11 protein-coding genes are annotated in these 14,367 nt (G+C 64.3%); 8 read left to right on the top strand and 3 right to left on the bottom strand.

Annotated features, from left to right (window positions below):
* Nucleotides 1-115: 115 nt before the first annotated feature.
* The 3 genes from KAJ83_RS10665 to KAJ83_RS10655 all read right to left on the bottom strand — a co-directional run bounded on the left by KAJ83_RS10665 (nucleotide 116) and on the right by KAJ83_RS10655 (nucleotide 3,408).
* Nucleotides 116-1,552: an NAD-dependent succinate-semialdehyde dehydrogenase gene (locus KAJ83_RS10665; protein WP_210682052.1), complete on the bottom strand. Its 1,437-nt coding sequence runs from the start codon at nucleotides 1,550-1,552 to the stop codon at nucleotides 116-118.
* A gap of 98 nt (nucleotides 1,553-1,650) precedes the next feature.
* Nucleotides 1,651-2,616 carry a LysR substrate-binding domain-containing protein gene (locus KAJ83_RS10660; protein ID WP_210682051.1) on the bottom strand — a complete coding sequence of 322 codons (966 nt, stop codon included), beginning with the start codon at nucleotides 2,614-2,616 and terminating at the stop codon, nucleotides 1,651-1,653.
* Between the two features lie 9 nt (nucleotides 2,617-2,625).
* On the bottom strand, nucleotides 2,626-3,408 hold the full coding sequence (locus tag KAJ83_RS10655; protein WP_210682050.1) for an aspartate dehydrogenase: 783 nt from the start codon (nucleotides 3,406-3,408) through the stop codon (nucleotides 2,626-2,628).
* Between the two features lie 175 nt (nucleotides 3,409-3,583).
* Between KAJ83_RS10655 and KAJ83_RS10650 the strand changes: the two genes are divergently transcribed.
* From KAJ83_RS10650 to KAJ83_RS10615, 8 genes are all read left to right on the top strand, one after another.
* A complete protein-coding gene (locus tag KAJ83_RS10650) occupies nucleotides 3,584-4,537 on the top strand; it encodes a dihydrodipicolinate synthase family protein (protein WP_210682049.1) in 954 nt (317 codons plus the stop codon).
* Between the two features lie 207 nt (nucleotides 4,538-4,744).
* Nucleotides 4,745-5,308 (top strand): 3-hydroxyanthranilate 3,4-dioxygenase, encoded by a 564-nt coding sequence (locus tag KAJ83_RS10645; RefSeq protein ID WP_210682048.1) that lies wholly within the window; start codon nucleotides 4,745-4,747, stop codon nucleotides 5,306-5,308.
* A 28-nt stretch (nucleotides 5,309-5,336) separates the two neighbouring features.
* Nucleotides 5,337-6,329 (top strand): TRAP transporter substrate-binding protein, encoded by a 993-nt coding sequence (locus tag KAJ83_RS10640; protein WP_210682047.1) that lies wholly within the window; start codon nucleotides 5,337-5,339, stop codon nucleotides 6,327-6,329.
* Nucleotides 6,330-6,391: 62 nt separating this feature from the next.
* The gene (locus tag KAJ83_RS10635) at nucleotides 6,392-6,931 is read left to right on the top strand and encodes a TRAP transporter small permease (protein ID WP_210682046.1); all 540 of its coding nucleotides are present in this window, start codon (nucleotides 6,392-6,394) and stop codon (nucleotides 6,929-6,931) included.
* On the top strand, nucleotides 6,928-8,187 hold the full coding sequence (locus tag KAJ83_RS10630) for a TRAP transporter large permease (protein WP_210682045.1): 1,260 nt from the start codon (nucleotides 6,928-6,930) through the stop codon (nucleotides 8,185-8,187). The genes KAJ83_RS10635 and KAJ83_RS10630 overlap by 4 nt, the downstream gene beginning before the upstream one ends.
* A 348-nt stretch (nucleotides 8,188-8,535) precedes the next feature.
* On the top strand, nucleotides 8,536-9,603 hold the full coding sequence (locus KAJ83_RS10625; protein ID WP_210682044.1) for a TAXI family TRAP transporter solute-binding subunit: 1,068 nt from the start codon (nucleotides 8,536-8,538) through the stop codon (nucleotides 9,601-9,603).
* 93 nt (nucleotides 9,604-9,696) lie between these two features.
* Nucleotides 9,697-11,652, top strand: a complete 1,956-nt coding sequence (locus KAJ83_RS10620) for a TRAP transporter permease (RefSeq protein WP_210682043.1) — start codon at nucleotides 9,697-9,699, stop codon at nucleotides 11,650-11,652.
* Nucleotides 11,649-14,273, top strand: a complete 2,625-nt coding sequence (locus tag KAJ83_RS10615) for an amidohydrolase family protein (protein WP_210682042.1) — start codon at nucleotides 11,649-11,651, stop codon at nucleotides 14,271-14,273. The genes KAJ83_RS10620 and KAJ83_RS10615 overlap by 4 nt, the downstream gene beginning before the upstream one ends.
* Nucleotides 14,274-14,367 lie beyond the last annotated feature (94 nt).

Here is a 14,367-nt window from a genome sequence, read left to right as displayed (position 1 = left end):
AGGTCGGGGTTTTTAAGCGGCTGCCCGTGACGGTGCGCGCCCATGGTCTCCCCCACCATGCCGCCGGTCGGCGCATGGTGCGGGCACGCGGTCGTCGCGATAGCGGGACCGCGCCTCAGACGATGTCCATGCTATGGGAGATGTTCTTGACGATCATGTAATTCTCCAATCCCTCCGTGCCGCCTTCGCGGCCGTACCCGCTGGACTTCACGCCACCGAAAGGCGTTTCGGGAAGCGATGCCTCCAGGGTGTTGATCGACAGATTGCCGGCCTCGACCTCGTCGGTCATCCGGTCGGCATAGTCGGCACGGTTGGTGAAGCCGTATGCGGCGAGGCCGAAGGGAACCGCGTTGGCTCTCTCGATGGCTTCGTCCAGCGAGGCGACGGGATTGATCACGGCCAGTGGGCCGAAGGGCTCCTCCCGCATCACCCGGGCATCATCGGGCACATTGGCCAGAACGGTCGGCTCGAAGAAATATCCCACATTGCCGATACGGCTTCCCCCGGTGCGAAGGTCCGCGCCCTTGGCGCGGGCGTCCTCGACCAGTTCCGCAAGCGCGGGAACCCGGCGCTCGTTGGCGAGCGGCCCCATCTCGACGCCCGGTTCGGCGCCATTGCCGACAGTGGTCGCGGCCGCGCGCTTCACGAAGGTTTCCAGGAACGGTTCGAACAGGCTTTCGTGAACGAAGAAGCGGGTGGGGGAGGTGCATACCTGTCCGGCATTCCGGTACTTTCGCACGGCTCCGCTGACCGCCGCCCTTTTCGCGTCCGTGTCCTCGCACACGATGACCGGCGCGTGGCCACCAAGTTCCATCAGGACCCGGGTCATATGGTTGGACGCCAACGTCGTCAGATGACGGCCGACGGCGGTCGATCCGGTGAAGGCCACCAGACGCACCGGTTCCTGACGGATCAGATGGTCGGATATATCGGCGGGGGTTCCGAAGACCAGGTTCAGGACCCCGGCCGGAAGGCCCGCGTCGTGAAAGGCCTTGGCGATGTGCAAGGCGCCGGCGGGGGTCTCCTCGGCGGCCTTCAGGATGATCGAGCAGCCCGAGGCCAGCGCGCCCGCGATCTTGCGCGCCGGCTGGCTCATCGGGAAGTTCCAGGGCGACAGGCCGAGCACCACGCCGATCGGCTGATGATGAACGATATAGCGTATGCCCCGGGCCGACGGGATCACGCGGCCATAGGTCCGGACCGCTTCGCCCGCGTCCCATTCGAAGAACTCGCAGCCGCGGATGACTTCGAGCCGCGCCTGCGCCAACGGCTTGCCGTGCTCGGCGGTGATGGCCCGCGCAATATCCTCCTGGCGCTCACGCATCAGCGCCGACGCTTTCAGGATGATGTCGGCGCGGTCGCGCGGCGCGGTGCGGCTCCAGATCCGGAAACCGTCCTGCGCGGCCGTCAGCGCATCGTCGAGATCGGATGTCTCCGCATGCGGCAATCGGCCGATCTCTTCCTCCGTCGCGGGGTTCAGCACCGGCAGATCGGTCGCGGTCTTCCGCCATTCTCCGCCGATGTAGAGATGCAAGTCCGGATAGCTGCTCATTCAGCCCTCGCTCGGTCAACTGTGTCGGGCGAAGGGTCCCCCGACCCCGGCATCCCTTCAAGGGAATTGAGGAAATGCTGCTATCCGATTGCCTGATATCAGGCCGGGACGGTACTTGATTGGATATCCTGCACCGCTTGCTTCAAGGCGTCGCGGAAAGCCGCCCCGGCGGGAGAGAGGCTTTGCTCGCCGCGATGGGAAACCCCCACCGGCCCGGCGCCGAAGGGGACCTCCCAGTCGATCCGCGCGAGAAGGCCCTTTTCGATGTCCAGGGAGGCGACATGCGCCGGCATGAGCCCGACGAAGTCATGCATGCGCATCAAGGATCGGTTGGCGAGATAGGAGACGGACTCGATCGCGACCGTCGGCACGTACTGTCCTTGAAGGACGAAGAACTGATCGGTTTGCCGGCGCAGCGTCGTTTCGACGGGCGGCAGAATCCATCCGTGCGATGTAAGTTCCTCGAACGTCACCCCGGCGCGTTCGGCGAGCGGATGTTGAGGGCCCGCCACGGCCAGTATCCGTTCGTCGAAGAACTTTTCCTGGACGATCTTCGCGCGGTGCCTATGGCTCGGCAGGCGCCCGACGATCATGTCGATTTCGCCCGACAGAAGCGCGGGCATTAGCACCTCGTTGGTTCCCTCGACGATCTTGATGGCAACCTTCGGGCGGTCCTTCAGGACCTGTTCGATAGCGACGGGAAGAAGGGTCGGGGATGCAGCCAGGAGCGTGCCGACGACGACCCGGCCGCTATTGCCCTCGCTCAGATCGTCGAGTTCCTGCGCCGCGTTCGAGACCTGCGTGAAGATCAGTTTTCCGTGCCGAATCAGCGTATCGCCGAATACGGTCGGCACCACGCCGCGATTCGTGCGCTCGAACAGCTTCACCTCGAAATCGAATTCGAGGTCCTGGATCATCTTGGTCGCGGCGGGTTGGGATACGCCAAGGTCGCGGGCGGCGTTTTGAATGCTGCCATGTTTCCCCACGGCCACCAGAAGCCGAAGTTGGCGCAGCTTCAGGCGGGTCAGGGCGCGTTCGACGATCCGCGTGTGACAGGTTGCCATGGCTCCGCCTCAGATCGTTATCGGCGCCCGCTCCCGCTCGACCGCCGCGATCACGCTCATGGCGGCCAGGGCGGAACTGCGCGGGTTGTCGGGAAGCGCCCGGCCCTCGATCCGAAAGGAGAAGGTCCCGAAGCGCCCTTCGGCATGAATTTCATGGATATTGGCCGTCGATGCCGGATCGGCGATCAGTTCCGTCCGCGTGTCGTCGAAACCGGCGCCGGCCAATGCGACCGCGGCCGCGACATTGGCGTTCTTGGGGTAGCGCAATGCCGCTTCACGCGCCGACCCCGCGAAATGCGTGGTGGCCTCGTTCAACGCATCGAGGTCCAGGTGCTCCTCGGCCGGAGAGCCCTTCCACCCGGAAGGCGGCTTGCGGCCGATATAGGTGACACGATCCAGCCCGCCGACGCGTGCCGCTTGCAGGGAGTCCAAGGCCCCTATGGCGCCGCTTGCCAGGCGAAGCCGCGCCTGGCCCGCCTCGGCGGCGGCCCGAAGCCTGTCGTGAAGCGCCTGATCCGCCAGGGCGCCGAGCGATACCGTGACGAGATCGATGCCCCTTTCCAGGATGGCCGGGCCATGCTCCGAAAGCGCGGCATGGCCCGCGCAATCGATCATCAGGGTCGTATCGTCCGGCAAGTCCGCGACGGTGTCGACATGGAGGGGGCCGTCCCGGGGCGGCTCGCCCATGCGGTTCGCCCGCACGAGAACCGTTCGAGGCCCGATACCCCGCGCCGTGAGAGTGTCCGAGACATAGCGCCCGATAGCGCCTCGACCGATGATACCGATAACCACTTTCCACCTCCGCTTAACCCTAACGTATCTGAAACTCAGGGAGGCTCGATATAGAAAACTTCGATATCCATTTCTTCCCAAAAGGATTGGTTCGTGGGGGGCGCCCGGCCCTTATTCACGGTAAGGGCGGGTTCGGTACCCGCGCATGGTCGGTTCCAGATCAGGGAGGCGAGGAATGAAATACGCCAAGCACGAAGCCAAAGCCCATGCCCGGGAGACGATGCGCGGCATTTGGGCCGCCGCCCTGAACCCGTTCGACGAAAGCCTGGTCCTAGACGAGGCGGGACTGCGCCGGAATATTCGGCACTGGATCGACGACCTGGAGATTCGGGGTCTGTTCATCGCGGGGAAGCAGGGCGAGTTCTGGTCCATGTCCCTCGAGGAGCGCAAGCGCAACATGACCGTCGCGGTCGAGGAGTGCGGCGACAAGGCCGGCACGATCATGTCGATCTCGGACCAGAATGTGGACACCGTTCTGGACCTTGGGCTGCATGCGCAGGAATGCGGCGCCGATTACGTGGTCGTCCATGCGCCGATGTTGAGCTTCTGCCACGATCGGGACGAGGTGCTCTATAATTATTACAAATATCTCTGCGACCGGCTGGATATCGGCATCGCCATGTGGAGCCACCCGGACAGCGGCTATTTGATGGAGCCGGAGACCTGCGCCCGGATCGCGGAGTTGCCGAACATCATGGCGATCAAATACTCCGTCCCCCGGGAGATGTATGCGCGGCTGACGAAGCTCGTCGGCGACAAGATCCTGGTCTCGACCTCCAGGGAGGACGATTGGCTCGACAATATCGAGGAGTTGGGCTGGCAACTCTATCTTTGCTCGTCACCGCCTTATCAGCTTCAGACCCGCAATGACCGGCGGATGCATGAATATACCGAACTGGCCTTTGCCGGGCGGTTCGATCAGGCGCGCCGGGTGCGCGACAGTCTCGATCCCGTGCGTCAGGCGATCAGCACGACGAAACCGGGGGGCAAGCCCACCGCGCACGGTAAGTACTGGCAGGAATTGCTGGGGCAAGTCGGCGGCCGCGTAAGGCATCCGATGCTGGAGTTGACCGATGCCGAGAAGGCCGCGACGAAGGCGGCGTTCGAAGGGTGCGGCCTGAAGATCTGACCGCGGGCGGCCCCTGGCAGAAGGAAGGCCGTGCATCGTTGCGCGGGCGCAACTTGGCGTTCTGCCCGGTGGCGGCGCCCGCTATCAGAATTCGGGATATCGGAATTCCCAGAATCAAATACTTCTTTCTGTCAATTTCGCCTAGCCTCGGTTGAGATGTGCGAGGTTTCGGCGCGCGGGAGGCCGTCGACCGATCGGGAGGGAGCCATGGCCGGTCATCCGACTTTGAAGCCGTTCAATTTCAAGAAGTGGGTCGAGGAGAATGCCGACCAGCTTCGCCCGCCGGTGGGAAATAAGCTGCTGCACAAGGAAGGCGACATGATCGTCATGGTCGTCGGCGGCCCCAACACGCGCGTCGATTTTCACGACGATCCGGTCGAGGAGTGGTTCTTCCAACAGAAGGGCGACATGATGCTCAAGATCGCGGACGGCGGGAAGGTCTACGACGTCCCGGTCCGCGAGGGCGAGGTCTTCATGCTGCCGCCTCATGTGCGCCATGCGCCGCAGCGGCCGCAGGAAGGATCGGTCGGGATCGTCGTCGAGGCCCCGCGCCAGCCGGGAATGGTGGAGGGGTTCGAATGGTATTGCTTCGAGTGCGAGGCGCGCGTCCACCGCGCGGAGGTCGCGCTCGACGGTCCCGATGGGATCGTGACCGAATTGCCCAAGGTTTTCGACGCCTTCCACAACAGCACCGAGGCGCGCACGTGCCCGAATTGCGGCGCGCTACATCCGGGCAAGGGCAAGCCGCCGGACGGTTGGGTGCGGCTTTGATACGGTTATGGAGAACAGGGAGAACGGCATGAAACGTATCGGGAAGCTTCTGGGGGGCATGGCGGTCGCGTCGATGGCCGTGTTGTCCGTCACGTCGGCCGCGTCGGCGAAGGATTTCCGGCTGGGGTTGATTACCCCGCCCCCGCATATTTGGACCAAGGCCGCGGAGGCCTTCGGCGCGGAGTTGAGCGAAGCCAGCGGCGGCGAGCATTCGGTGACCGTTTTTCCGGCGCGCCAGCTCGGCAACGAGGCGCAAATGCTGCAGCAATTGCAGAGCGGCGCCCTCGACATGGCTTTCATGACGGTGGCGGAAGTGTCGAACCGCGCGAAGGACTTCGGGGCCTTCTACGCGCCGTTCCTCGCGGACGACGTCGCGCATGCGGGCCGTATCCTGCGCAGTGAAACGGCGACGGGCCTGCTGGACCAGCTTCCCGCCAAGGTCGGCGTGGTCGGCACGGGTTTCGGCATGGCCGGCCTGCGTCAGATCGTCAGCCGCGTGGCGATCGACTCGGCCGACGATCTGTCCGGGCTGAAGCTTCGGATCACGCCGTTCGAGCCGATCCTCGACTTCTATAACGCGTTGGGCGCGGCGCCGACCCCCATGCCGCTTCCGGACGTCTATGACGCCCTGGCCAACGGTCAGGTGGACGCGATCGACATGGACGCGGAATTGATCTGGGTGCTCAAATACTACGAGCACGCGGATACGATCGTCCAATCCGATCATATGATGTTCCCGATGGTCGGGCTGGTCTCGGCCAAGGTTTGGGCGGGACTGTCGGAGGAGGATCGCGCGCGGATCGGCACGTTGATGGCCAAGCATGTCGACGGCACCATCGACAGCTATATCGCCAAGGAACAGGGTTGGCTCGACCAGATCAAGGAAACCGGCAAGACCTATAAGGAGGTCGATCGCACCTTCTTCGGCGACGCGGTCGCTGAATGGGACGGTATCTGGTCGGAGAAATCCTCGGTACTGGACGCGCTGCGCGAGGTCGCCGAGGATACGGCGAACCAGTAATGCCATCGGCGGCGCCGGGCGCGTGACGGACGCGCGCCCGGCGCGTTCTCGGAAGGTCGGGTATGGTCGGGCGCATTTCCGCGGCATGGGCACGGATCGAACTGGCCCTGGCGGCCCTCCTCGCCGTTTCCATTACCGTGCTCATCCTGCTCAATGTGGTCACCCGGGCGGTCGGTTCGGCGCTATATTGGGTGGATGAACTGGCGATCTACGCCATGGCGTGGATGACCTTTCTCGGCGCGTCGGCGGGATTGCATTACGGGCATGCGGTCGCGGTGACGGTGGTGACGGACGCGCTTCCCACCCCCTTCGCGAAGCTCGCGGCCAAGCTGGTCGATCTTCTCGTGCTGATCTTCGCGCTGTTCATGCTGTGGTTCTGCTGGCGGTGGTTCTCGCCGTTGGAACTGGCCCGGCACGGGTTCGATACCGGGGCGTTCCAGGGCGCGACCTTCAACTTCATCTATGCCGAGCCGACGACGACGCTGGGTATCCGGAAAATCTGGGTTTGGGGCGTCATGTGGGTGTTCGCGTTCGGCGTCACGCTGCACGGCCTCGCCAATCTGCTTGGCGGGCGGGGAACCGATCCCGAGGTAAGCGCATGACGCCGCTGATTTTCGCCTTCAAGCTTCTGATCGGGGTTCCGGTCGCGCTGGTCCTGGCGCTTTCCGCGATCTGGTACATCTGGGAAAGCGATAACGCGGTCCTCTATGACAGCTTCGCCCAGAAGATGTTCTCCGGGTTGGAAAATTACGGCCTGCTCGCCATTCCCCTCTTCATGTTGACCGGGGAAATGATGAACGAAGGCGGCATGACGAGGCGCCTCATCAATGCCGCGCGGGTCTTTGTCGGTGGGTTCAGGGGGGGACTCGCCTATATCAACCTTCTGGCCAACATGTTCATGGCGGCGATCATCGGGTCCGCCAACGCGCAGATTTCCGTCATGGCGCGCGCGATGACGCCCGAGATGGAGAAGGAAGGCTATGACAAGGGCTTCGCCGCCGCGATCACGGCGGCGGGCGGGTTGCTCGCGCCGGTCATTCCGCCGTCCATGCTGTTCGTCATCTTCGGCGTCCTGGCCCAGGTTCCGATCGGCGAGATGTTCCTGGCCGGCATTCTGCCCGGCTTGCTGCTGGTGGCCGCCTTCGCGGTGGTGATCTTCTCGATCGGCGTTTTCCAGGGCTTTCCCCAAGGGCGCTGGTTCACGCGGGCGGAGGCCTTGTCCGCCCTTTTATATTGCTTGCCGGCGATGCTTATCCCGACCGCGATCATCGGCGGCATCCTGTTCGGTATCGCCACGCCGACGGAATCCGCGGCCATCGCTTCCCTGATCGCGTTCCTTGTCGGATGGCTGGTCTATGGCGAGCTCGACCCGCGTGCGTTGTTCGGCTTGTTCAAGCGAACCGCCGTCAATGCATCGACGATCATCTTCATGATCGCCGCCGCAAATGTCTTCGGTTGGGTGATCATCTACGAGGCCGTGCCGCAGAAGTTGGCCGCGCTGCTCTCGACGATCACCAGCGATCCGTTCCTGTTCCTGCTGATCGTCAATCTCGTGCTGCTTGTCGTTGGAATGCTGATCGACGGTATCGCTGCGGTCATCCTGTTCACGCCGATCCTGCTTCCCATCGCGATGAACGATTTCGGCATCAGCCCCTATCAGTTCGGCGTGGTGATTTGCCTGAACCTCGTCTTGGGCCTGCTGACGCCGCCGGTCGGCGTGGGGCTCTATATCGCCTCGTCGATGAGCGGGGCGAAGCCCGGCACGATCCTGCGCTCTCTCTGGCCGTTCCTGATCGCGGTGGCGGTCGTGCTCGTCCTGTTGAGCCGCTATCCCGCCATCACGACGTCCTTGATCTGAAATCCGGGCGGCATTGGAAAAGACGTTGGGCGTCCCCTTGGTTATCAGCTATCTGGATATCGAAATTCCCAGAAACAAATATTTCTTGTATTCAATTTCCCCTAGCCTTCTCCGATGGGCGCGGTTCCCGGAGGGCGTGCCGGACCGCCCAACGGCTTGGAGGAAGAATGGCCGGGCATCCGACTTTCGACGTCTGGGAACTCGTTGAAAGCAGCACCGGCCGGGCGCGTCCGCCATCCGGTATCCGGGCGGGCTCCCATTCGAACGGGCCTCGGCCGTCTTTAGCGGGCTCGTCGGGCGGGTCCGTAAAGGAAACAAATACACTCAAAGGAACAGGAGGGTTCGATCATGAAATCCAGGATTGGGATAAAGTGGGCAGGCGGCGCGGCGCGCGGCCTCGCGAAAGGCGCGGCCTTCGGGGCGTTCGCCTTGGCGGCCGTCGTCGGCGTGCGGCCGGCGCAGGCCGCGGAGCTGCCGGATACCGTCTATATCGCGGCCGGTCAGTCGGGATCGCTGCAGCATACGATCGCCTCGGCGGTTGCGAAGGTGCTTACTGACAATCTCGAGGCCGATTTCGTCGTGCGTCCCTATTCGGGGACGACCGCGTTCTTCCCCGTCCTGGATAGCGGCGAGGTCGAATTCGGGCTCGCGCCCAGTGTCGACTTCGCGCTCAGCTATCGGGGCCCCGATCGTCTGAAGATTGGCGACCGGAATCCCTATCCGCAGACGCCGGGCCTGCGTCTTGTCGCATCCGGCGCCAATTTGATCGCCGGGATGTTGGTCCGCAAGGACAGTGAAATGAAGACGGTGGCGGACTTGGCCGACGCGCAGCTTGGCGGGTCCTACCCGGCGCATTTGGGCGCGTACATCAATTCATACGCCCATCTTCTGAATGCGGGTTTGACCTGGGACGACGTCAAGGTGACGCCGGTCGCCGGGTTGAACCAGGGCTTGGACGCGTTGGCCAACGGCCGCGTCGACGGTGCCGTCTATGGCGTGGGCGCCCCGCGCGTGCGTGAGGTCGATGCCGCCGTCGGCGTGCGCTTCCTGCCCGACGATTGCAGCGCCGAGGCGAAGAAGCGGGTGACCGATGCCATCCCGGGATACGGTTTCATCACCCTTCCCGAGGGGCGGCTTCCCGGTATCGTCGAGGACACCTGCATCACGGCCTATCCGCTTTATCTCGTCGCCGCATCCTCCATGTCCGACGACATGGTGGAGATCGTGGCCAAGACGCTTTACGAGAATGCCGATAAGCTGGCCGAGTTCCATCCGGTTCTGCGTGGCTGGAAGCAGGCGACCACGGTTCGTTCCGATGCCACGCTTCCCTATCATGAGGGCGCGAAGAACGCCTATATCGCGCTGGATGCCTGGAACGACGAGATGGATGCGGTACAGGCCGAGCTGAGCGAATAATCCGTTTGGATTTGTGGGTGCCGACCATCGGCCGCGGCGCATGCGAGGCGGCGCCGCGGCCGATGCGTTTCGTGATACGGAGCAGGGTGAACGATGCAGCAGCAGTCACAGACGCAACAGCCGGAGAGCGGACTGGACAGGCGGTTCCGTTCCTTGCGCGGCGCCGAAGGCGCGGTGGCGAGCGGGTTGCTAATTCTGCTGGTCGCCATGGGCGTGGCCTGGGCGGCGGAGCTTCAATACTATCTTCCCTTTCCCGTGTTTCGTGAGCAGTTCCTGGGCGCGTTCCTCGGCGCGACCTTCGCCGTTACCTTCCTGACGTGCCGGCGCACGAAGACCGAGACCGCCGACAAGGTTCCGTTCGTGGATTGGCTGCTGTCGCTCGGCGGTGTCGCGGTCGGCGGATATATCGCGCTGTGGTATCCCGATGTCGCCTATTCCCTCTCGTCGCTTTCCCCCGAAAGATATTTGCTGGGCTTCCTCGCGATCCTCCTGACGCTTGAGGCGACGCGGCGGCTGTTGGGCTGGACGTTGATCTGGCTCGCGCTCGCCGTGTGCGTCTATGCATTCGCCGCCAGTTACCTCCCCGGCTTCCTGAACGGCCGGGGCAGCAGCCCGGAACGGATCGCGACCTATGTCTTCCTGGATTCGAACGGTATCCTGGGCGTGACGCTATCGGTGACGGCGACTGTCGTCGTCTCCTTCATCCTGTTCGGGCAGGTGTTGTTCGGGATCAAGGGCGACCGGTTCTTCACCGATATCGCCTTGTCGCTTCTGGGGCGCTATCGGGGCGGTACGGCCAAGGTCGCCGTCCTGTCGTCCAGCCTGTTCGGGACCGTATCCGGCAGCGCGGTTTCCAACGTCGTCGTCAGCGGCAGCCTGACCATCCCGATGATGAAGCGCAGCGGGTATCGCGGTGAATCCGCCGCCGCGATCGAGGCGGTCACCTCCACCGGCGGTCAGATCATGCCGCCCGTCATGGGGGTCGCGGCCTTTATCATTGCCGAGTATCTGGGCGTCCCATATCTCGATATCGTCGTGGCGGCCGCTCTCCCCGCGTTGCTGTATTATCTTTCCCTTCTGCTTCAGGTCGACCTGGAGGCCGCGCGCGATAATCTGACCGGCTTCTCCAAGGACGCGCTGCCGAAGCTGCGCGGCGTCATGAATCGGGGGTGGATCTATCTCCTGCCGATCGTCGTGTTGATCTATACGCTGCTGATCGCGCGTTGGCCGGCGGGCAAGGCCGGGGTGGCGGCGGCCGGCGTGGCGCTGCTCGCCGGATTCATCTTCCGGGATACGCGCATGACGCCCGGCGCGATCCTGACATGTCTCAGAACCTCCGGCCGTATCATGCTATCACTCGTGATCATGAGCATCCTGGCCGGTATCGTGATTGGCGGCCTGCAGCTCTCCGGCCTCACATTCAAGTTCTCCTTGATGTTGAGCGAGGCCGGAGGCGGCCAGCTTCTGCTCATGCTGATCCTGACGGCGGGGGCATGCATCGTGCTGGGCTTGGGGATGCCCACGACGGTTATCTACGTCATGCTCGCGGTTCTGATCGCGCCGGCGTTGGTTCAGCTCGGCGTCGAGCCCATGGCGGCGCATTTCTTCATCTTCTATTTCGGCATGTTGTCGATGATCACGCCGCCCGTATGCATCGCGACCTATACCGCGGCCTCCATCGCGGACGCGGATTTCTGGAAATCCGGCCTGTTGGGAATGCGCTTCGGGATCGTCGCGTACATCGTTCCGTTCATCTTCGTCTATCACCCGGAATTGCTGATGCAGGGGGCGCCGGCGGATATCGTGCTGGCGGCCGTCACGACGATGATCGCGGTCGGGCTCCTGGCGGTCGGATGCGTCGGGTATCTGTTCCGCCGGACCGGACTCGCCGAACGGCTCGGTTTCCTCCTATCCAGCCTTCTCCTGCTGTTGCCGCCGGACGGTCAGACCTTGATCCTGACCAATGTGGCGGGGCTTTGCCTCGGCGCGGCGTTGAGCGTGATGAACTATCTCGGCGCGCGCCGCGCCGGAGTGGGGGACCGGCCGTGATCGACGGGCACGTCATCCTGCATGGCGGGGTGATCCGGACCTTGGACGAGAGCGGACCGGATGTCGTCTCGGCCATGGAGGTTCGCGATGGGCGTATCCTTTCGCTTGGCCCTCTCGATTCCCTTCCGGGCGCTTATGATCCGCGGGTCGCGCGGGTGGACCTGCAAGGCCGGTGCGTGACGCCGGGCCTTACCGACGGGCACGCGCATATGGACCGCGAAGGGTTGAAGGCGGCCATGCCGTCCCTGCATGGAGCCACCTCCATCGTGGAGGTTCAGCATCGCGTCGCCGCCGCCGCGCGCGGGGCGGCGCCCGGCGCGTGGGTGGTGATGGGGCCGTTGGGTGCTGGTCCGGCCTATGCCGGTGACCCGGCCAAGGGCTTGGCCGAAGGCCGGTTGCCGACGCGCGACGATCTGGATGCGGCCTGTCCCGACACCGCCGTCTATATCCGTGCGCCGTGGGGGTATTGGCGTCCGGCCGGTGATGGCACCCCCCTGATATCGATCGCCAACAGCGCGGCGTTGCGGGCCATGGGGCTGGCGGATTCGGTGCGCGACCTTCCGGCCGGCGTGGCGTTGGAATGCGATGCGCGCGGCCGACCGACCGGCGTATTCAAGGAACCGGGGCCGGTGTCCGCCGTTGAAATGACGCTGTTGCCGGGGGCGAGCCGCTTCACGGCCGGTCAGCGCGCGGATGCCCTGGGCCCTTCGATGCGGGCCTATCTGCGGGGCGGGGCCACCGCGGTGTTCGAGGGGCACGGCGCCTCACCGGAATTGCTCGCGCTTTATCGCGACGCGCGGGAGGCGGAACGTCTCGACCTGCGGGTTCGATTGGCCGTCGGGCCGGCCTGGGGCGATACCCCGCCGGGGGATATCGGGGCGGCGATGGACGCGTGGTATTCCTGGGCCCGGGGACGGGGGCTCGGCGACGATATGATGCGCGCGGCGGGCTTCTACGCCCAGGCGGGAAAGCCGTCGCCCGATCTTTGCCGACAGTGCGGTTATACCGGATGGGCGGGATATACCTTCGAATCCACGATGCCACGCTCGCTGTTCCGTGAATTCGTTCTGGAGGGCGCCAGGCAGGGCTTCCGGCTCTGCACCCTGTTCGCGGAGGATCTGGACCTGTTCCGCGAGGCCGACCATATCCGCCCCATCGGCGATCTGCGTTGGGTGGTGGGGCATGTCGGTATCCTGGATCGGGAAAAGATCGCCAAGATGCGCGATCTGGGGATCGTCGCGACATTGCACACGAACCGCTCCATCGCCGATATCGGCCCGCGCGAGGCGGCGCGGTTGGGCGTGGATGAGGCGTGGCGCATCGCGCCCGCGCGCGCGCTGATGGAAGCGGGCGTGCCGTTCGCGCTGTCCAGCGACAATCACCCCGTCGGCCTGTTCGGACCATTCGCCCATTGCGTGACCCGAAAGGCGCACCCGGAGGCGGAGACGATCGCCGCCGATCAGGCCCTGAGCCGCGAGGAGGCCCTGCGCGCCGCCGCCGTGGGGGGGGCCTTCCTGACATTCGACGAAGCGCGGCGCGGGCGGCTGAAGCCTGGCGCCTGGGCGGATATGGTCGTGCTGTCCGACGATCCCATACGGTGCGAGGAGGCGGCGCTCTGGGATATTCGCGCGGAGGCCGCGCTCGTCGGGGGCAGGGTGGTTCTGGACGAGGGGGGATTGTTCTCGCCCACGCTTACCGGTTCCGACGCGCGGAGCGAAGGGGCGCCGGCATCGAACCACCCCTCGGAGGCGGTTTTCCTGCACTATGATCAAGCGGGGCTGGACCGGGCCTACGATCAGATGGCCTGGGCCGGGAACGCCAAGGACATCATCCGCTGGTATGACGAGGCGACACGGGCCGCCCGTGAAAGCGAACGGGTCACCCTGGACCTCGCCTATGGGGGCGATCCGTTGGAGCGGCTTGATGTCTATTCCGGCCGGGGCGACGCCCCGTTGAAACCGGCGGTGATCTATATCCATGGCGGCGCCTGGAAGCTATTGAGCAAGGACGAGTCCGGGTGGATGGCACCGGCGTTCGCCGATCTGGGTATATCGACGGTGGCGGTGAATTTCGGGCGGCGACCGGATAGCACGTTGCCCCGAATGATCGAACGTGTCCGGGAAGCGTGCCTTTGGGTAAGGGATAACGCGGCCGAACTCGGCCTCGATCCGGACCGGCTGATGCTGGTCGGGCATTCCTCCGGCGCCCATGTCGCCGGCGCGGCACTGACGGCGGACTGGCGGGCGACCTATGGCCGGGATGCTCCGGTGGCGGGGGCCTTGCTGGCGAGCGGCGGTTACGACCTTACCCCCGTGATGTTAAGCGCGCGGGGTCGCTATCTGGACCTGGGGCCGGCCGATATCGATGCCTGCGGTGCGGCGACCGGCGCCGAGCGTATCCGTTGCCCTGTCCGCCTCGCCGTCGGCACGGAGGAATCGCCCGAGTTCCTGCGCCAGACCCAGGCCTATCACGCGGCCCTGCGGGCCCGTGGCGTCGCCGCGAGTCTGGTCCACGGCGCCGGTCTCAACCATTTCGAGATCAGCCAGACACTCGCCGAGCCCGGCGGTCTGCTCTTGGAAGAAATACGCCTACTATTCGAGGGTTCGTCATTAGGAAAATAATTATTCTATATATGCTTAATTATTATGGAGAAATTTTTACTTTATATTCCGTCAATAAGAAGATCGACCCATGAATAATTATAGAAAATTATCG

Source organism: Marivibrio halodurans (genome assembly GCF_017963645.1).
Taxonomy (GTDB): domain Bacteria; phylum Pseudomonadota; class Alphaproteobacteria; order UBA8366; family Aestuariispiraceae; genus Marivibrio; species Marivibrio halodurans.
Note: the sequence above shows the minus strand (reverse complement) of the source record. Positions and strands in the feature narration are given on the sequence as shown.

Coding starts and splice junctions, on each gene's coding strand:
- KAJ83_RS10665 (WP_210682052.1), bottom strand. CDS start 1,552: ATGAGCAGCTATCCGGACTTGCATCTCTACATCGGCGGAGAATGGCGG.
- KAJ83_RS10660 (WP_210682051.1), bottom strand. CDS start 2,616: ATGGCAACCTGTCACACGCGGATCGTCGAACGCGCCCTGACCCGCCTG.
- KAJ83_RS10650 (WP_210682049.1), top strand. CDS start 3,584: ATGAAATACGCCAAGCACGAAGCCAAAGCCCATGCCCGGGAGACGATG.
- KAJ83_RS10645 (WP_210682048.1), top strand. CDS start 4,745: ATGGCCGGTCATCCGACTTTGAAGCCGTTCAATTTCAAGAAGTGGGTC.
- KAJ83_RS10640 (WP_210682047.1), top strand. CDS start 5,337: ATGAAACGTATCGGGAAGCTTCTGGGGGGCATGGCGGTCGCGTCGATG.
- KAJ83_RS10635 (WP_210682046.1), top strand. CDS start 6,392: ATGGTCGGGCGCATTTCCGCGGCATGGGCACGGATCGAACTGGCCCTG.
- KAJ83_RS10630 (WP_210682045.1), top strand. CDS start 6,928: ATGACGCCGCTGATTTTCGCCTTCAAGCTTCTGATCGGGGTTCCGGTC.
- KAJ83_RS10625 (WP_210682044.1), top strand. CDS start 8,536: ATGAAATCCAGGATTGGGATAAAGTGGGCAGGCGGCGCGGCGCGCGGC.
- KAJ83_RS10620 (WP_210682043.1), top strand. CDS start 9,697: ATGCAGCAGCAGTCACAGACGCAACAGCCGGAGAGCGGACTGGACAGG.